This window comes from Streptomyces sp. NPDC054956 (assembly GCF_053609185.1).
The window spans coordinates 41,722-58,399 of sequence record NZ_JBSGXB010000013.1 but is presented as its reverse complement, the minus strand read 5'-3'; the positions used below and the strand labels follow the sequence as shown (position 1 = coordinate 58,399).

Here is a 16,678-nt window from a genome sequence, read left to right as displayed (position 1 = left end):
GCCGGAGGCGGAGCCTGAGTCGGATCCGGAGTCGGAGTCGGAGGACAGCGCCCACCAGGCGGCCAGGCCGATGATCACTCCGGTCAGGACGGTCGACGGGCCGCCGATGTCCGCGTAGAGGAAGTCGGTCAGCTGCCACACGAACAGCCCGATCGCGACGAGTCCGCAGTCCCGCAGCGCGGCCCCGCCGGTCAGGCACCTGCGCAGGCCCGCCACCAGGAGCGCCAGCCAGCCGCCCGCAAGCGCGATCAGCCCGATCAGCCCCTGCTCGCTCAGTACGAGCAGGTACATGTTGTGCGGGGACAGCAGCGGCTGGCGGATGAACGCCTGGCCCGCGCCGGCGGTGTCGCTGCCCGAGGACAGGGCGAGTCCGGAGTGCGAGTCCCGGTTGGCCGGGAAGCCCTTGAGCCCGACGCCGACCGCGGGCCGCTCGCGCCACATCGCCCCGGCGGCGGCCCACATCGTGTAGCGGTCGGTCACCGACTGGTCGGGGGCGTCCGAGACCTGCGTGATCGAGGTCAGCCGCTCCGCCACCATCGCGGAGCCGACGCCGAACCCGCCCACGAGCACCACGCCGACGGCGGCCAGCGCGACCAGTACCTTCAAGGCCCGCCGGATGCCGGCCAGTGCCATGACCAGTCCCGCCGCGGTGAACGTCGCGATCCAGGCACCCCGGCTGAAGGACAGCACCAGGGGGATCACCAGGACCAGCGCCGCCGTCCCCGAGGCCCGCCGGACCCGCGCCGGCAGCCCGGGCGCGAGCGCCGCGGCCGTGGCGACGACCAGCCCGTAGGCGACGACCGTGGCCATGCCCATGACGTCGCCGGGTCCGAAGGTGCCCACGGCGCGGATGTCCTCGCCCTGGTACGAGGCTCCGGTGTGGGTGGCGAACTGCACCACGCCCACCGCTCCCTGGACCAGTGCCAGTACGACGAAGCAGCCGGCGGCCAGCCGGAACTCCAGGGCGTCGCGCACCAGCAGCACGATCGCCGCCGGGACCAGGACGAAGACCTGGAGGTAGCGCACGAATCCGGGCAGGGCCGCGTACGGGTCCCCCGCGGTCACGGTCGCGACGGCGAGCCCGACGGCCGGCAGGCCGAGGACGAACACCCCGAGCGGGCTCAGTGGCCGGACCCGGCCCCGCAGGGCCTGGATCCCGCACACGAGGACGAGGAGCAGCGAGGCGGCGTCGGCCGGGCCGACCTTCCCGGAGGCGGAGGCGTCACCCGCCGGCACGGGGGCCAGGAGGGCCAGTACGGTCGCGGCGAGCGGCAGCAGCGGCCAGTGCCGGCGCAGCAGATCGGCGGGGTCCGGGCAGGACCATGACGTCGGTGACGTCGGTGACGTCGGTGCGGCAAGGCTCATGCTCAGCTGCCCCCCAGCCGGAAGCGGAAGAAGGAGGCCGCGGTGCGGGCCAGGATCCACAGGTCCTGCCACAGCGACCAGGTGTCGATGTAGTGGTTGTCGAAGCGGGCCCGGTCCTCGATGGAGGTGTCCCCGCGCAGGCCGTTGATCTGGGCGAGGCCGGTGATGCCGACGGGCATCCGGTGGCGGGCCTCGTAGCCGGGGTGGACGCTGCTGAACTTGGCGACGAAGAAGGGCCGTTCGGGGCGCGGGCCGACCAGGCTCATGTCACCCCGGACGACGTTCCACAGCTGCGGCAGCTCGTCCAGCGAGGACTTGCGCAGGAAGGAGCCGATCGGGCTCATCCGGCAGTCGCCGGCCACCGTCCACCGGGTGGCGGACTCGTGGGCGTCGGCGCGCAGGGTACGGAACTTCAGCAGGGTGAAGGGGCGCCCGTACAGGCCGACCCGCTCCTGCCGGAAGATCACCCCCGGCCCGTCGGAGATCCGGACCGCGAGGGCGCAGGCGCCCATCACGGGCGCGGCGGCGAGCAGGGCGATCGAGGCGAGCAGGGAGTCGATGGCGCGCTTCGCGTACCGCTCCACCGGCCGGGCCGGGCGCGGCAGCAGCGGCTGGACGGCGTAGCCCCACAGCTGGTCGGCGGGCTCGGCGACGCGCATGCCGGTGACCTTGGCGGTGCCCGCCGGGTCGGCGAGCCAGAGCCGGCAGCCGTGGTCGTGGAAGAGCCGGACCAGGGAGGCGGTGCGTTCGTCGGCCTCGGGCGGGCGGGTGAAGACCGCGTGCCGGACCGAGTTCTGGATGACGGCCCGCCGGATGTCCTCGTGGGTGGCGAGTACGGGCATGCCCGCCGACCCGTCCTCGCCGACTCCGGTGTCGGCGAGCCCGACGGGGCGCAGCCCGTACTCGGGGCGCCCGTGCAGGGCTGCGGCGACCGCGCTCGCCCCGGCGCCGGGGCCGACGACGAGCGCGGAGGCGGGCCGGCGGGCGCGGGTGCGACGGCGGAGCTGGTTGACGAACCCGCGTCCCGCGCAGGCCAGTACGAGCTGCAGAGCGACGGCGCCGAGCAGTACGCCCCAGCTCAGGGCCTCGCTCGGGGCGACGGCCGCGGTGACGGCGGCGGCCCCGCACCACAGGACGGCGGCCCGCCCGGCCAGCTTGGGCAGTTCGAGGAGGGCGGAGGGGGCCAGCCGCGGCCGGTAGAGCCCGGCCTGCGCGTGCAGTGCGGCCAGGAGTACGGCCAGGGGCGCGGCCGCCGGGACCACCTGCTCCAGTCCGGGCAGGACGGTGGCCGTCACCACGACGGCCACCGCATCGGCGGCCAGCAGCGGGGCGACCCCGTCCCGGCGGCGGACCCGGCGCGGCCGGGCGGCCGGACGGGCCTGCCCGGCCTTGGGGCCGCGCGGCGGGTGGATCGCGGTCACGGAACGGCGGACGGCGGTGGTGCCGACGGTGCTCGTACCGGTTCCGGCGGTGCCGACGGTGCTCGTCGTGGCGCTGGTCGTGCCGGTACTGCCGCCGGCGGGCCCCGGGCCGCCCTGCCCGGTGTGTCGGGCGGGTGCGCTGTCCATCGTCATCGGCTGATGCGCTCCTGGTTCAAGGGCCGGGGCCTGCCCAGCAGTTCGTGGTACAGACCGGTGACCGCGTCCGTGGTCCGCCGCACGTCGAAGTCCATCCGCGCGTGCCGCTGGGCCTGCTCCCCGAGTTCGGCGAGCAGCCGCGGCTCGGCGAGCAGCCGTCCCAGGGCCTTGGCCAGCGCCGTCGGGTCCTCCGGCTCCACCAGGCACAGCCGTCCCTGGCCGGGCGGCAGGCTCTCCCTGGCACCGCTGACGTCGGAGACCAGGACCGGGCGGCCACAGGCCATGGCTTCGAGCGGGGCGAGCGCCATGCCTTCCCACCGCGACGGCAGTACAACGAGATCGGCGGCCCGAAGCCACGGTCGGATGTCGCGGGCGGCTCCCGCGAAGTGCACGGCGGGCGGGGCCGTGCGGCGCAGCCGCTCCGTGTCGGGGCCGTCCCCGACCAGCGCGAGGCGGGCTCCGGGGACGGCTCCGAGCAGCTCGGGCCAGGCCCGCAGCAGGATGTCCTGCCCCTTCTGCTGGCAGAGCCGGCCGACGCACACGGCCAGCGGCCCGTCGCCCAGGAAGGCGGCGGGCAGCGGCAGTTCGGCGCGCGCCCGGGCCTTGTCCCGTACGGGGTCCGGGTCGTCCGGGCGGAAGTGGCCGAGGTCGACGCCGTTGCGGATCACCGACCAGCGGGCGGCGATCCCCTCGGACTCGCCGGTCCTGCGTTCGGCCTCGCTGACGCAGAGCACCCGGTCGGCCCAACGGGCCCCGAACCGCTCCCAGCGCAGCGCGAGCGCGGCGGTGGCCCCGCCGACGGCGTCGAACGACCAGGCGTGCGGCTGGAACACGGTCGGGACGGCGCCGCGCACGGCGAGCCTCCCGGCCAGCCCGGCCTTGGCGCTGTGGGCGTGCAGGATGTCGGGGCGCACCCGTCCGATCAGGCGGCGGGCGCCGAGTACTTCGGCGGCCAGGCCCGGTCCGGGGGCCCGCCCGGCGCGCCAGGTGAGCACTTCGGCCCCGGCGTCGCGGGCGGCTTCGGCGAGCGTGCCGCCACGCGGGCAGCCGACGACGGTCCGCAGTCCGGCGGCGGACTGGGCCCGGACGAGGTCGACGACGACGCGTGCGACCCCGCCGTCGACGGGCTGCACGAGGTGGAGGACGGCCGGCGGCCTGCCGGGCGGGGAGCTGGAGGAGGACGGGGAAGGTGAGGGGGTGGGGGTGGAAGGCTGCGTCGGCACGTGGAGTGATCTCCTGCGTTCAGCGGCGCGCGTCTGTCTGAACGAAGAGCACACCGAGGAAATGACCCTGGCTTTCGCCCGTGAACCCGAAGGTCAGGCTGCGGGCGCCACCGGACAGGGCGGGACTCAGATCGAACACGTCCGCGTCATATCCGAGATTATTCATATGTTCGGGCTGTCGCACGAAAGAGGGATGCCCGAATTCCGTGATCGTGGAATTCATAACATCATTAAAAGGATTTTCTCCGTCACTGAGGGAGATCCGGCGCCCGCTGTCGGCGGTCACCGTCAGTGAATCCCCGAGCGTCCCGCGGTCCCCGTCGTAGGCGACCACACCGGCCCGCCCCGCGGCCCCGGGCGCCGCGTCCAGCCCGGTGAGCTGCACCGTCTCGCCCGCCGCCTCGCCGGCCCCCGCGGCCAGCCCTTCGAAGCCGTCCCAGATCGAGACCCTGCGCACCGGCTCCTGCGGGTGCTCGTAGGCCACCACCAGCGTCCAGCCGCCCCAGGCACCCATCTCCGAGTGCCCCATGGCGATGTTCAGCTGGGCCACCGTCCACATCCCGGCGCCGCCCTTGCGGACCAGCGGCGTCACGTCGGCGGAGGCCTGGTAGGCATCCCCGGCGTCGTCGCTGCGGTGCCCGATCACGGTGTCGGCCAGCACTTCCTTGTACGCGCCGCCCGGCTCGGCGACCAGCACCCGGCCGTTGTCCTCCGGCGGCTTCTGCTCGCCGACCCGCAGGTTCCCGCCCCAGTACAGCCGTGCGTACGAGACCTTCGCGCCCTGCGGGACCTTGAGCTCGGCCCGCGTGGAGTTGTAGGTGTCCGGGTCCTTGTCGACCTCGTCGTAGAACATCTCGTAGTCGCTGTTGGCGCCGGCGGCGCCCTTGTCGACCGCGGCGCACGGCTCGGCCTGCGAGGACTCCTCCTTGCGGCAGCCGATCGACGAGTTCGAGGCCCGGACCAGACCGCCGTGCTGCACGGCCTGGTAACGCTGGGTGAAGGGAACCCTCGGTGCCTCCTTGACGGCCGGAGCCGCGGCGCCCGCCACGGGCACGTTCGCCGAAAGTGTGAGGCAGGACAGCAGGCCGAGCGTGCCGAGGATTCTGCGGGAGGAACCCATGACCCTGTCTCTCTCATTTCGATCAAGGGAACAAAACAGGAGTGAACTTTGTCAGAACTCGGGCGGGAAATCACGCCGGACTCGCCCGTACGGCCTTTTGAGCGATAGCACGCACCCTCGGACCTGGAAGGTCGTTATGGGGTTGCAAGATTGTTCGAACCGAAAGGAAAAACGGAGATGAAGAAGAGGCTGGTGCGCGGCACCACCATGGCCGTCGCGAGCGCCGCGATGCTGATGGGCGGCGCGGGCCTCGCCTCCGCGCACGGCGGCGACGGCGCGACGGCGAACGGCTTCACGGGCGAGTCCCCCGGCGTCCTGAGCGGCAACCTGCTCCAGGTCCCCGTCGACGTCCCGGTGAACGTCTGCGGCAACACCGCGAACCTGATCGCCCTGCTGAACCCCGCGTTCGGCAACACCTGCGTCAACGCCTGACGTCAACCGTGCGGCCCGAAACTTCGGCATCCGAGTGAAGAGACGCAACCCGAACCGCGGTTGGCCCGTTGATCCGGGTGCTTGAGTACCGGGCAATCCTGCAAAAAAGGGACCATCATGATCAAGAAGTTTGCGGCCGGCGCAGCGGTTGCCGCCTCGTTCGTCGGACTGGGTGCCGCCATGGCCCCGCAGGCCATGGCCATCGGCAACGACCACGGCATCAACACCGTGAACGGCAACGGGGCCTCGCAGATCTACGGCAACCAGGCCACCTACGGCAACATGAGCCCGCAGATGGCGCTCATCCAGGGCTCCTTCAACAAGCCCTGCATCGCCCTGCCGGCCAAGGCCAACGTGCAGTCCGTCCTGGCCCTGGTCAACGTCGGCGTCCAGGACATCCCCGTCCTGTCCAGCCCGCAGAACCAGCAGTGCACCGAGAACTCGACCCAGGCCAAGGGCGACGAGGCCCTCTCGCACATCCTCAGCAACATCCCGGTCCTGTCCGGCAACGCCTCCGCCGGCAGCTGACAGCACCGCTCCAGCTGACACAGCACCGCACCAGCGAGGCCGTCGCACCTTCGGGTCGCGGCGGCCTCGCCGCATGCCGGGCCCCGGACAATACCCCGGAAAAATCCGGCCGGAATTCCGGATGCACGAGCATCTGAGTGAATTGACGGACAGCTCGCGAAAATCCCCGGTTTCTTTTCCCCGACCCACTCGTTGTTATTTCTGCAGCGGATAGACCTCTGCGGGAAGGAATCAAGAAAAATGACGTACAAGAAGGCAGTGGTGCTGGCCGCCGGCATTCTGATGGCCGCCGGTGCCGCCTCCCCCGCCATGGCCGACTCGGTCGCGGACGGCAAGGCCGTGGGCTCCCCCGGCGTCCTGTCCGGCAACGTGCTCCAGGTCCCGGTGCACGTCCCGGTCAACGTCTGCGGCAACACCGTCAACGTGATCGCGCTGCTGAACCCCGCGTTCGGCAACACCTGCGTCAACGCCTGACGAAGCGCCTGTGCCCGCAAGGGCAGACCTCCTCGGGGTGGCCTCGGAGTGCACGGCGGTGCACTCCGAGGCCACCTTCGATTCAGCACCGGCCGCAGCGCCGGTAGACAGGGAAGGACCCATGCGACAGGTACTGAGCCGACAGGTACTGGGCAAGGGGGTGCTGACCGCGGCAGCGGCGTCGAGCCTGCTGTCGATCGCGACCGGCGCGGCCTACGCACACCCCGGGGCCATGGCCGAGGCCTCGCATTCACCGGGTGTGCTGGCCGGCAACAGCGTCTCGGTACCGATCACCTTCACCCCGAACGTGTGCGGCAACACCGTGGACGCCGGAGCGGGCCTGAACCCCGCGATGGGCAACAACTGCGCCACCACGACCGGGTCCGACAGCCGGCACGACGACCACGACTACGAGCGCTACCTCAGCCCCGAGCACGCGGAGGCGTTCGAGCGCTACCTCGACGAACGCGAGGAGCGGCGCGCGGGCCGGCACGAGGAGCAGCGCGAGGACCGGCACGAGGACCGCGGCGAGGGCGGTTACGGGGAGGCCCCGCAGCGGGGCGGTTACGGGGACTCCGGCGAATCCGGCGGCCCCGGCGGTCCCGGTGGCCCCGGCGAGGAGGAGTGCGACGACCACCCGGCTCCGGAGCGGCCCGAGCCCAGGCCGCAGCACCAGCCGAACCCGCACGCCGAGCACCCTCCGGCCCCGGCCCCGCACCACGCGCCCCCGGCGCCGAGGCCCCTGCCGAAGCCGCAGCCGAAGCCCGAGGCGGAGCACCCGGCGCCGGCACCGGCGCCCCAGCCGCTGCCCGCGCCCGCTCCGAAGCCCGCGCCGGCACCCGCGCCCGTACAGGAAGCGCCCGCGCCGCAGCCCCTCCCGGCTCCCGTCCCGGCTCCGGAGCCCGTCCCGGCACCGGCCCAGGAGGCGCCCCAGCCGCTCCCCGCCCCGGCTCCGGCGCCCGCGCCCGCGCCGCCCGTGGAGGAGGAGGCACCGCACACGCTCCCCGCCCCGGCGCCCGTGGTGGAGGACGCTCCGGCGCCGATGCCGCCGCACGGCAGCCAGGTAGTGGAGCACCCGGCGGCGCCCGCCCCGGCGCCCGCGCCCGTCCCCGCGCCGGAGAACGTACGCCCGGCCGACCAGCCCCCGGCGGCCCCCGCCGGTGACCTGCCGGTCGAGCTGCCTCCGGCTCCGCTGCCCGCCCCGGCACCGGAGACCGCGCCCGCGCCCCTTCCGGCACCCGCCCCCGCACCGGCACCGGCGCGCGTGCCCGCGCAGGCGACCGCTCCCCAGCTCGCCGCGACCGGCGCGGGATCGCCCGGCGCCGCCGCGGCGCTCGCCTCGGCCCTGGTCCTGGGCGGCGCCATTCTGTACCGCAGGTCCCGTATCGCCTGACGGCAATAACGGTAATCGGAAGAAATATCGGCCGGAGAATCCCTTGTCGGATTCTCCGGCCGTTGCCGTGTTCGGTTCCGCGTTTCCGTAGCGGCGGGGAATCGTTAGCCAGGACGAAAGCTGCGCGACGGGCGCCGCTGACGCCTCTGCCCACGAAAAGAAGAGGATTTCGACAATGAAGCTCTCCAAGGTAGCCGCCGCGGTAGTCGGCTCCGTCGCCGCCCTCGGCGCCGCCACTCCCGCCTTCGCCGCCGAGGCGCCGGCCGTTCCCATGAGCCTGACGAGCGGAGTGACGGAGACCCTGGGTGCCGTGAACCCCGTCTCGGAGGCGCTCCCCCAGACGGTGGGCAACGGGCTGGCCGAGCAGGGCGAGAGCGTGGGGAAGGTCGTGGGCACCGTCCAGAAGGTCAACGAGGTCCGCAACAACGCGCCGGGCGAGGTGATGAAGCTGGCGAACGGGGCCACCCAGGCGTCCCCGCTGCTCGGCGGGGTCAAGCTCAACGGCGGGGCCAACTGACGCTCCCGGCCGGCGTTCCGGCCGACACGACTGTGGGCGCCACCGGCAAGGCCGGGGCGCCCACAGTCGGTTGGTGCGTACGACGTCAGTCGTTGACGCAGACGTTGCCGAACGCCGGGTTCAGCGCGCCGATCACGTTGACGGAGTTGCCGCAGACGTTGACCGGGACGTGGACCGGGACCTGACCCAGGTTGCCCGAGAGGACACCGGGGGAGCCCACGGCCGCGCCGTCGGCCTGCGAGTCGGCGGCGGCGGAGCCGGCGGCACCGGCCGCAGCGAGACCAGCGGTGGCCAGGACCAGGGCGGCCTTCTTGGCAGTGTTCATGGGAAGTGCACCTTCTCTTCGATGTTCCGCCCCGGTTCCGAGGCTCACATCGAGCGAAACGGTCCACCTTCCCAGACGACACGGTTCCGCACGCGATCAGACCTGTTCAGCCCAATAGTCGTAACCACGTGCGGTTCCGGGCCCACTACGGCAGAAGGAGGTCCGGGATCTCCGGGATCTCGGGAACCAGGTCCACCGGCGGCGCCGCCGGGACCGCCGGCACCACCCCCGGTACCGCCGCCGCGGGTGGGACCGCCGGCACGGACACCGGCAGCTCGGGCATCTTGAACTCGGGAATCGTGATCTTGGGGATCTCCGGGACGCCCGGGACGGCCGGGACGGCCGGGAGCTTGGGGATCTCCGGGATCGCGGGCAGGGCCGGGAACGCGGGCAGCTTGATCTCGGGGAGCGTGACCCCCGGCAGCAGGCTGCCCAGGCTCTTGGTCAGGTCCGCCAGGATCTTGGAGACCTGCGCGAGGAGGTCGTCGATCGGACCCGCCGCCGCCACCCTCTCCTCGATCTGCTCCTGGGCCGCCTCCACGCGCGAGGCGGCGGCACCGGCACCTTCGGCGGCGCCCGCGGGGGCGGCCGCGCCGGAGAGTATGACGACCGCCAGGGCCGACGGGACGAGGACGCGAATGCGGGAGGCCTTGGTGCGGTGCATGAGTGTTCCTTCTGGTGGTCGCACGAAAGCGGACCCGAGCGATCCGCCTCCTTACCCACCGTGCGAACACGTTCGACGGAGCGCAACAGGATCTTGGAGCCCCGCACCCCCGCCACGGGCTTCGTACGGGCTTCGTACGGGCTTCGCGCACGCGTCCGGGGGCGGCTCACCCCACCCGGGGAAAACCCGCCCCCCGGCAGGCCGTTTGAGTGAAGCAGCGGAACCAACCCTCTGTGCGGGCAGTTGATCAGGGCGCTCCATTAGCGGGCACTCGTGCGACAAAAGGATCAAGATGCTCAAGAAGATCATGACTGCTGCCGCGGTCACCGCCGCTGCCGTCGGCGCGGGCGCTGCTGTTGCGGCCCCGGCCATGGCCATCGGCAACGACAACGGGATCAACACCGTCAACGGAAACGGTGCCCAGCAGATCTACGGCAACCAGAAGACGCACGGCGACATGAGCCCGCAGCTCGGCGTCGTCCAGGGCACCCTGAACAAGCCCTGCATCGGCCTGCCGGTCAAGGTCAACGCCCAGTCGCTGGTCGCCCTGGTCAACGTCGGCGTCCAGGACATCAACGTCCTGTCCAACCCGCAGAACCAGCAGTGCACCGAGAACTCCACCCAGGCCAAGGGCGACGAGCCGCTCTCGCACATCCTGGACAACATCCCGGTCCTGTCGGGCAACGGCGCCGTCGGCAGCTGATCTCCGCTCCCCCTACGGTTTCGGGCACCTGGCGCCCGTGGAGCGATGTGACGAGGGCCCCGGCAGCTTCCAGCTGCCGGGGCCCTCGCCCGTCCCCAGGGGGTGTCTAGCCGGTCCAGAAGTCCCACCAGCGCGTCAGGATCAGCATCCCGATCACGCCGGTGTGCAGGACGGGCGGGGCCCAGCCGAACTCGGCGAAGAAGCTCCGCACCGGGGCGGGCGCCGGGAGGATTCCCGTACGGACCGTGTACGCGGTGACCGCCCAGAACATCACGAGCGTGGCCACCCAGGTCAGGCAGCACCACAGGCAGAGCGCGTTGATCTCGTAGAGCGACTGGACCATGAGCCAGGAGCAGAAGCCGACGCCGAAGGCCGTTCCGGCGTTCAGGCCGAGCCAGAACCAGCCGCGGTGGCGGGCGCCGGCCAGCAGGCCCGCGCCGACGCACACGACCACCCCGTAGGCGACGAGGCCCAGCATCGGGTTCGGGAAGCCGAAGGCCGCCGCCTGCTCGCTCTTCATCACGCTGCCGCAGGAGACGACCGGGTTGAGGCTGCAGGCGGGCTTGAAGTCCGGGTTCTCCAGCAGCAGGAACTTGTCGAGGGTGATGATCCAGGCGGCCAGCAGCCCCGCCGCCCCGGTGAGCACCAGCAGCCATCCGAGCGCACGGGGGGCGGCGGGCGGTTCCGCTTCGTCGTGGTTGCGCGGCTGCCCTTGCTGGCGGGGCACGCCCACGGTATTCGTTGCCATACGGTTCATCGTCCCGCCTCGATGCCCGATATCCGGTCCAACCATGCGCATGAGCAAGGAGGTTGACCTGAAGGGGTGGCGGGAACCCCTGATGCTTCCCGGACGTTTTACCGAACCCCGGACGTGATGTCAGACCCAGGGGCTACGTTGAGCTTCCGCGAAGTGACAAGCTGCGACGGCCTGGAGACCCACCTTGAGCGATCCGTACGAGACAACCGAGGCGCACCTCGAGCGACTCCTGGGCCGCGCCCTCAACTCCTTCGACCTGCCTGACCACTTGGTCGAGCGCCTGGGCACGGCACTCGCCCACAGTTCTTCGCTCTACACCACCCGCCACAGCCCGGCGTCGGGAATGTGGCGGGAGACGCGCCGGCACACGTACCTGCTGGCCGACGGCGGCTCGGCGGCCCTGTGGGAACTGGCCCACCGCCGGGAGGGCGACCGCTCGATACGGTACGAGGTCTTCGCGAGCAGGGCGGAGACCTGCCTCGCCGTGGCCCGGCTGTTCGGCGAGACGCCCTCGCAGGTGGCCCGCGATCTGACGGAGGCGAGGGCCGAGGAGGAGCCGGAGAGCGACATCGCCGTGCTCAGCGCCCTGTTCGCCAACCCGACCCCCGCCCAGCGGCACCGCGAGTACACGGTGGAGGACTCCGCGGACCACGCCCGCCGGGTGCTGCGCCGCGCGGAGAACCCGGACCGGCCGGGCGAGCGGGTGGGACTGCTGCTGCGCTCGGCGTACGCGCACCAGATCACCCAGGCGTTCGGCACCCGGCAGTGCCTCCCGGACGGGCGGGACGCCGGTTTCAGCCTGTACGAGCACTCCTTCGTGCTGCTGGACGGGAGCGAGTTCAGCCTGTGGGAGGTCGAGCACACGGCGACGCCGGACGGGCGGCACATGTGCGAGGTGTACGAGACGGAGGCGGCCGCACGCGGAGCCATGGAGCTCCGCGCCCGGGTCAGGTGAGCGGACCGCCCACGGACGGGTCGAGACGGACCTGTCCGTGGGCGGGCGTCCCGCTCATCGCTCGTCGCCCGCTTCGGACAGGGAGAGGTCCAGGGGCAGGTCCCGGGTGATGCGGACGTCGTCGGGGCGCAGGTCCGCGGGGGACGGCATGGCGCTGCCGGGAAGCCGGACCGCCGCCGCGCCGTGGGCCAGGGCCGAGGCGAGGGCCCGCGGCCCCGTACCGCCCGCGATCAGGAAGCCCGCGAGGGAGGCGTCGCCCGCGCCCACGTTGCTGCGGACCGAGGAGACGGCGGCCGTGCCGTAGTACGTGCCCTCCTCGGAGACCAGGAGCTGGCCGTCCGCGCCCAGGGAGGCGAGGACCGCGGCCGCGCCCAGCGAGCGCAGTTCCTCCGCCGCCTTGACCACGTCGCCGAGGGTGGCGAGCGGCCGGCCGACCGCCGCCGCGAGCTCCGAGGCGTTCGGCTTGATCACGTCCGGGCGGGCGGGGAGCGCCGCGAGGAGGGCCGGGCCGGAGGTGTCCAGGGCGATGCGGGCGCCGGCCCCGTGGGCGCTGGCGACGATGGCGGCGTACCACTCGGGCCGCAGGCCGCGCGGGAGGCTGCCGCAGCAGGCGATCCAGGCGGCGCCGCCGGAGCAGGTGCGGACCGTCTCCAGGAGGAGCGCCGATTCGCCTTCGGTCAGTTCGGGGCCGGCCGCGTTGATCTTGGTGAGGGTGCCGTCGGGTTCCGCGAGGGAAATGTTGGAGCGGGTCTGGCCCGCGATGGACACCGCCGTGACGTCCACGCCCTGCGTGCCCAGGAGTTCGGCGATCAGCGTGCCCGGGGCGCCGCCGAGCGGCATGACCGCCGTCGTACGGACGCCCGCGGCGGCCACCGCGCGGGAGACGTTCACGCCCTTGCCCCCGGGGTCGACCCGGTCGCCGGTGGCGCGCAGTACCTCACCGCGGTCCAGCGAGGGGACCTCGTACGTCCGGTCGAGGGAGGGGTTGGGGGTGACGGTGAGGATCATACGAGCACAACTTCCGTACCGGCGGCCTCGATCGCCGCCTTCCGAGCGGGGTCGAGCCCCGAGTCCGTGATGAGCAGGTCGACGTCCGCGAAGGTGCCGAAGCGCGCGAAGTGCTCCTGGCCGGCCTTGGCGGAGTCGGCGAGGAGGACGACGCGGCGGGCGGCGGCCATCGCGGCCCGCTTGACGGCGGCTTCGGCGAGGTCCGGGGTGGTCAGACCGCCGTCCGCGCTGAAGCCGTTGGTCGCGACGAAGGCGACGTCGGCGCGGATCTCGGCGTAGGCGCGCAGCGCCCACGCGTCGACGGCGGCCCGGGTGCGGTGGCGGACCCGGCCGCCGACGAGGTGGAGGTCGATGCCGGTGTGGTCCGCGAGCCGGGCGGCGACGGGCAGCGCGTGGGTGACGACGGTGAGCGCGACGTCGAGGGGGACGGCGGCCGCGAGGCGGGCCACGGTGCTGCCGGCGTCGAGGACGACGCTGCCGCCGTCGGGGAGTTCGGCGACGGCGGCGGCCGCGATGCGGTCCTTCTCGTCGGCGGCGGTGGCCTCGCGCTCGGTGAGGTCCGGCTCGAAGTCGAGGCGGCCGACCGGGATGGCGCCGCCGTGCACCCGGCGCAGGAGGCCGGCCCGGTCCAGGGCCTTGAGGTCCCGGCGCACGGTCTCGGCCGTGACCTGGAACCGGTCGGCGAGGGACAGGACGTCGACCCGGCCCGCCTCGCGGGCGAGGCGGAGGATCTCCTGCTGGCGCTCGGGTCCGTACATGGGGTTCGACATGTCCGTTCAGGTCCGTCCGAGTCCGGCGAGTGCCCGACTCTGTGGGTTCCTCCCTACCGTACGCCCGATTCGACCCGAAAACAAAAGAAACGGGCATGTCCGCCAACAGAAGCGGACATGCCCGTCAGAGGCGAGGACCCCGGCTAGCCGGCCGGGACCTTCTCCGGAGCCGGCTCGCCGGCGTACTCGGAACCGCCCTCGCGCTGCTCCATCGGAATCGCCTTGCGCGGCAGCATGAACATCACGGCGAAGATCAGCACCAGCACGGCCACGACCCACCACAGCGCATGGTGGAAGCCGTCGACGTACGGCGCTCCGAGGACCCGGTCGTCCTCGATCACCCCGAAGAAGACCACGGAGGTCAGGCCGAGACCGAGCGCGTTGCCCATCTGGCCGGTGGTGTTGATCAGGCCGGACGCGGAGCCGGCGTCCTTGCGCGGCACCTCGGAGAGGATGGTGTCGTTGAGCGGGGCCACGATCAGGCCCATGCCGATGCCCATGAGGATCAGCGGGGCGGACATCTGCCAGGAGGCGATCTCCATGCCGTAGCGCTGCGACTCCCAGATGTAGAGCAGCAGACCCCCGGCCATGACCAGCGCCCCCGCCTGGAGCACCTTGCGGCCGAAGCGCGGGACGAGCTTCTGCACCGACATTCCGGCCGCGGCCGAGACGGCGAGGGAGAACGGGATGCCCGTGGTGCCGGCGCGCAGCGCGCTCCAGCCGAGGCCCATCTGCATGTACATCGTCCAGACCAGGAAGAAGATGCCGGTCGCGATGCCGAAGGTCAGCTGGACCGCGATGCCTCCGGCGAAGCTCTTGACCTTGAAGAGGGACAGCTCGACGAGGGGGGAGCCGTCCTTCCTGGTCTTGTACTGCTCGTACGCGATGAACGCGGCGAAGACGAACGGCGACGCGATCATGCAGGCGAAGCCCCACAGCGGCCAGTCGTTCTCGCGGCCCTGGGTCAGCGGGAAGATCAGCATGACCAGGGCGAGGGTGGCGAGGACGACGCCGACCAGGTCGAGGCGCAGCGCCTGCGGGGCCTTGGACTCCGAGATGAACTTGCGGCCCAGGATCACGCCCGCGATGCCGACCGGCAGGTTGATCAGGAAGATCGGGCGCCACTCGAGACCGAAGAGGTTCCACTCGGTGAGCAGCGCGCCGAGCATCGGACCCGAGACGGCACCGAGGCCCACGATCGCGCCGAACATGCCGAAGACCTTGCCCCGCTCCTGGGGCGGGAAGGTGACGTGGATGATCGCCAGCACCTGCGGCACCATCAGGGCCGCCATGGCGCCCTGGAGGATGCGGGAGGCGACGAGCATGCTCGGGTTCGCGGCGATGCCGCAGAGCAGCGAGGCGGCGGTGAAGCCGGCGATGCCTATGAGGAAGACGCGCTTGCGGCCGTATATGTCACCGAGACGGCCGCCGGTGATGAGGCCCGCGGCGAAGGCGAGGGCGTAACCGGCGGTGATCCACTGGATCGCGCTGGTGGAGGCGCCGAAGTTCTCCCGCATGCTGGGTATCGCGATGTTGACGATCGTGACGTCGACCAGGTCCATGAAGGCGGCGGTCATCACGATGGCGAGCGCCAGCCAGCGGCGGCGGTCCGCGGGGGCGGTGGGTGCCGCGGTGCTGGTGGCGCCGGGCGAGCCGGTCGAGCTGGTCTCTGCGGGGGTCTCGGTCCGCTCTTCTTGTACGGGCCCGTTCTTTCCTTCGGGCGATGACTGGGTCGTCTCGGTGCTCATGAGGAGAAACCTAGACGGCATGTAGGTCAGTCGGTGTCCTATTTGGCTGGCAATCTTGAATCCATGACCGACACCCCGGCCCGGCTGCTCACCCTGCTCTCCCTGCTCCAGACCCCGCGCGAGTGGCCGGGGAGCGAGCTGGCGCAGCGGCTGCGGGTGAGTGCGCGGACGATCCGGCGCGATATCGACCGCCTGCGAGAGCTGGGGTACCCGGTCGAGGCCACGCTCGGCGCGGAGGGCGGCTACCGGCTGGTGGCGGGCGCGGCGATGCCGCCGCTCGTCCTGGACGACGAGGAGGCCGTCGCGATCGCGGTGGGCCTGCGGGCGGGGGCCGGGCACGCGATCGAGGGGGTCGAGGAAGCCTCCGTACGAGCCCTCGCGAAGCTGGAACAGGTCCTGCCGGGGCGGCTGCGGCACCGGGTGAGCGCGCTGCAGTCGGCGACGGTCGCGGTGACCCGGGGGGACGGGCCCAGCGTGGACCCGCTGACGCTGACGACGATCGCTTCGGCGGTGGCGGGCCCGGAGCGGCTGCGGTTCTCGTACCGGGCGCGGGACGGGGTGGACTCGCGGCGGCTGGTGGAGCCGTACCGGCTGGTGAGCACCGGCAGCCGGTGGTACCTCGTGGCCTACGACATGGAACGCGAGGACTGGCGGACCTTCAGGGTGGACCGGGTGAGCGAGCCGCGCGCGACGGGGGCGAGGTTCTCGGCGCGCGAACTCCCGATGGACGCGGTGGAGTTCGTCCGGCGGGGGCTGCGGGGGCGTGAGACGTACGCGGTGGACGTCACGTTCGCGGGGGTCCGTGAGGAGTTGCCGGCGTGGGTGTGGGGGTATGCGCAGGCCGTCGCCGGGGCCGCGCCCGGCCCGGGGGGCGTCCCCGGGGTTCGGGTGCGGTTCGAGTCCGCGGACTCGCCCGAGTGGCTGGTGGCGCGGTTCGCGTTGGTGGGCGTGCCGTTCACCGTGCACGGGCCGGGCGTTCTGGCGGACGCGGCCCTCGCGCTGGCCGCGCGGTTGACGGGGGCGGCGGGGCGGTAGCGGACCCCTGGGGCTGCGCCCCGGACCCCGCGCCTCGAACGCCGACGGGGCTGGATCTGCCGGCCCGGGCAGCGGGGAGCCCCC

The 16,678-nt window shown here is 72.5% G+C and carries 18 protein-coding genes; 8 read left to right on the top strand and 10 right to left on the bottom strand.

The annotated features are described in order from the left end of the window. The 4 genes from ACWGDE_RS04820 to ACWGDE_RS04805 form a co-directional block, all read right to left on the bottom strand. Positions 1–1,365: O-antigen ligase family protein (locus ACWGDE_RS04820; protein ID WP_453387539.1), on the bottom strand; the 1,365-nt coding region annotated here is incomplete at its 3' end. A gap of 2 nt (positions 1,366–1,367) precedes the next feature. Continuing rightward, on the bottom strand, positions 1,368–2,939 hold the full coding sequence (locus ACWGDE_RS04815) for an exopolysaccharide biosynthesis polyprenyl glycosylphosphotransferase (RefSeq protein ID WP_453387538.1): 1,572 nt from the start codon (positions 2,937–2,939) through the stop codon (positions 1,368–1,370). Then, positions 2,936–4,165, bottom strand: a complete 1,230-nt coding sequence (locus ACWGDE_RS04810) for a glycosyltransferase (protein ID WP_453387537.1) — start codon at positions 4,163–4,165, stop codon at positions 2,936–2,938. Before ACWGDE_RS04810 ends, ACWGDE_RS04815 begins: the two co-directional genes overlap by 4 nt. 19 nt (positions 4,166–4,184) lie before the next feature. Continuing rightward, positions 4,185–5,285 carry a DUF3344 domain-containing protein gene (locus ACWGDE_RS04805; RefSeq protein WP_453387536.1) on the bottom strand — a complete coding sequence of 367 codons (1,101 nt, stop codon included), beginning with the start codon at positions 5,283–5,285 and terminating at the stop codon, positions 4,185–4,187. A 177-nt stretch (positions 5,286–5,462) separates the two neighbouring features. On the opposite strand from ACWGDE_RS04805, the gene ACWGDE_RS04800 reads away from it, so the two are divergent. From ACWGDE_RS04800 to ACWGDE_RS04780, 5 genes are all read left to right on the top strand, one after another. Beyond that, positions 5,463–5,717 (top strand): chaplin, encoded by a 255-nt coding sequence (locus ACWGDE_RS04800; protein ID WP_453387535.1) that lies wholly within the window; start codon positions 5,463–5,465, stop codon positions 5,715–5,717. Positions 5,718–5,834: 117 nt separating this feature from the next. Beyond that, entirely contained in the window at positions 5,835–6,245 is a 411-nt protein-coding gene (locus ACWGDE_RS04795) for a rodlin (RefSeq protein ID WP_112451357.1), read from the top strand. Positions 6,246–6,485: 240 nt separating this feature from the next. After that, positions 6,486–6,719 (top strand): chaplin, encoded by a 234-nt coding sequence (locus ACWGDE_RS04790; protein ID WP_453387534.1) that lies wholly within the window; start codon positions 6,486–6,488, stop codon positions 6,717–6,719. Between the two features lie 121 nt (positions 6,720–6,840). Then, complete coding sequence (locus ACWGDE_RS04785; RefSeq protein WP_453387533.1) at positions 6,841–8,112, top strand: chaplin; 1,272 nt, start codon at positions 6,841–6,843, stop codon at positions 8,110–8,112. A 175-nt stretch (positions 8,113–8,287) separates the two neighbouring features. Continuing rightward, positions 8,288–8,629, top strand: a complete 342-nt coding sequence (locus ACWGDE_RS04780; RefSeq protein ID WP_453387532.1) for a hypothetical protein — start codon at positions 8,288–8,290, stop codon at positions 8,627–8,629. 85 nt (positions 8,630–8,714) lie between these two features. Here ACWGDE_RS04780 and ACWGDE_RS04775 read toward each other — a convergent pair whose 3' ends face one another. Both ACWGDE_RS04775 and ACWGDE_RS04770 read right to left on the bottom strand, forming a co-directional pair. Then, positions 8,715–8,954, bottom strand: a complete 240-nt coding sequence (locus ACWGDE_RS04775; protein ID WP_453387531.1) for a chaplin — start codon at positions 8,952–8,954, stop codon at positions 8,715–8,717. A 145-nt stretch (positions 8,955–9,099) separates the two neighbouring features. Continuing rightward, a complete protein-coding gene (locus tag ACWGDE_RS04770; RefSeq protein ID WP_453387530.1) occupies positions 9,100–9,618 on the bottom strand; it encodes a hypothetical protein in 519 nt (172 codons plus the stop codon). 292 nt (positions 9,619–9,910) lie between these two features. On the opposite strand from ACWGDE_RS04770, the gene ACWGDE_RS04765 reads away from it, so the two are divergent. Further along, the gene (locus ACWGDE_RS04765; RefSeq protein ID WP_453387529.1) at positions 9,911–10,321 is read left to right on the top strand and encodes a rodlin; all 411 of its coding nucleotides are present in this window, start codon (positions 9,911–9,913) and stop codon (positions 10,319–10,321) included. A gap of 106 nt (positions 10,322–10,427) precedes the next feature. Here the strand turns inward: ACWGDE_RS04765 and ACWGDE_RS04760 are convergent, their stop codons facing one another. Next, positions 10,428–11,069 carry a vitamin K epoxide reductase family protein gene (locus ACWGDE_RS04760; protein WP_453387528.1) on the bottom strand — a complete coding sequence of 214 codons (642 nt, stop codon included), beginning with the start codon at positions 11,067–11,069 and terminating at the stop codon, positions 10,428–10,430. Between the two features lie 193 nt (positions 11,070–11,262). On the opposite strand from ACWGDE_RS04760, the gene ACWGDE_RS04755 reads away from it, so the two are divergent. Further along, positions 11,263–12,033: a DUF6227 family protein gene (locus ACWGDE_RS04755; protein ID WP_453387527.1), complete on the top strand. Its 771-nt coding sequence runs from the start codon at positions 11,263–11,265 to the stop codon at positions 12,031–12,033. A gap of 54 nt (positions 12,034–12,087) precedes the next feature. Here the strand turns inward: ACWGDE_RS04755 and pfkB are convergent, their stop codons facing one another. The 3 genes from pfkB to ACWGDE_RS04740 form a co-directional block, all read right to left on the bottom strand. Next, positions 12,088–13,041 (bottom strand): 1-phosphofructokinase, encoded by a 954-nt coding sequence (gene pfkB / locus ACWGDE_RS04750; RefSeq protein ID WP_453387526.1) that lies wholly within the window; start codon positions 13,039–13,041, stop codon positions 12,088–12,090. Beyond that, positions 13,038–13,799, bottom strand: a complete 762-nt coding sequence (locus tag ACWGDE_RS04745) for a DeoR/GlpR family DNA-binding transcription regulator (RefSeq protein ID WP_453387541.1) — start codon at positions 13,797–13,799, stop codon at positions 13,038–13,040. Before ACWGDE_RS04745 ends, pfkB begins: the two co-directional genes overlap by 4 nt. Before the next feature lie 155 nt (positions 13,800–13,954). Then, the gene (locus ACWGDE_RS04740) at positions 13,955–15,559 is read right to left on the bottom strand and encodes an MFS transporter (RefSeq protein WP_453387525.1); all 1,605 of its coding nucleotides are present in this window, start codon (positions 15,557–15,559) and stop codon (positions 13,955–13,957) included. A gap of 63 nt (positions 15,560–15,622) precedes the next feature. On the opposite strand from ACWGDE_RS04740, the gene ACWGDE_RS04735 reads away from it, so the two are divergent. Next, a complete protein-coding gene (locus ACWGDE_RS04735; protein WP_453387524.1) occupies positions 15,623–16,594 on the top strand; it encodes a helix-turn-helix transcriptional regulator in 972 nt (323 codons plus the stop codon). Positions 16,595–16,678 lie beyond the last annotated feature (84 nt).

What these genes read in the sequence shown, in the direction of transcription:
- ACWGDE_RS04815 (WP_453387538.1), bottom strand. Translation starts at nt 2,939, where the DNA reads ATGACGATGGACAGCGCACCCGCCCGACACACCGGGCAGGGCGGCCCG.
- ACWGDE_RS04805 (WP_453387536.1), bottom strand. Translation starts at nt 5,285, where the DNA reads ATGGGTTCCTCCCGCAGAATCCTCGGCACGCTCGGCCTGCTGTCCTGC.
- ACWGDE_RS04800 (WP_453387535.1), top strand. Translation starts at nt 5,463, where the DNA reads ATGAAGAAGAGGCTGGTGCGCGGCACCACCATGGCCGTCGCGAGCGCC.
- ACWGDE_RS04795 (WP_112451357.1), top strand. Translation starts at nt 5,835, where the DNA reads ATGATCAAGAAGTTTGCGGCCGGCGCAGCGGTTGCCGCCTCGTTCGTC.
- ACWGDE_RS04790 (WP_453387534.1), top strand. Translation starts at nt 6,486, where the DNA reads ATGACGTACAAGAAGGCAGTGGTGCTGGCCGCCGGCATTCTGATGGCC.
- ACWGDE_RS04785 (WP_453387533.1), top strand. Translation starts at nt 6,841, where the DNA reads ATGCGACAGGTACTGAGCCGACAGGTACTGGGCAAGGGGGTGCTGACC.
- ACWGDE_RS04780 (WP_453387532.1), top strand. Translation starts at nt 8,288, where the DNA reads ATGAAGCTCTCCAAGGTAGCCGCCGCGGTAGTCGGCTCCGTCGCCGCC.
- ACWGDE_RS04775 (WP_453387531.1), bottom strand. Translation starts at nt 8,954, where the DNA reads ATGAACACTGCCAAGAAGGCCGCCCTGGTCCTGGCCACCGCTGGTCTC.
- ACWGDE_RS04770 (WP_453387530.1), bottom strand. Translation starts at nt 9,618, where the DNA reads ATGCACCGCACCAAGGCCTCCCGCATTCGCGTCCTCGTCCCGTCGGCC.
- ACWGDE_RS04765 (WP_453387529.1), top strand. Translation starts at nt 9,911, where the DNA reads ATGCTCAAGAAGATCATGACTGCTGCCGCGGTCACCGCCGCTGCCGTC.
- ACWGDE_RS04760 (WP_453387528.1), bottom strand. Translation starts at nt 11,069, where the DNA reads ATGGCAACGAATACCGTGGGCGTGCCCCGCCAGCAAGGGCAGCCGCGC.
- pfkB (WP_453387526.1), bottom strand. Translation starts at nt 13,041, where the DNA reads ATGATCCTCACCGTCACCCCCAACCCCTCCCTCGACCGGACGTACGAG.
- ACWGDE_RS04745 (WP_453387541.1), bottom strand. Translation starts at nt 13,799, where the DNA reads ATGTACGGACCCGAGCGCCAGCAGGAGATCCTCCGCCTCGCCCGCGAG.
- ACWGDE_RS04740 (WP_453387525.1), bottom strand. Translation starts at nt 15,559, where the DNA reads ATGAGCACCGAGACGACCCAGTCATCGCCCGAAGGAAAGAACGGGCCC.
- ACWGDE_RS04735 (WP_453387524.1), top strand. Translation starts at nt 15,623, where the DNA reads ATGACCGACACCCCGGCCCGGCTGCTCACCCTGCTCTCCCTGCTCCAG.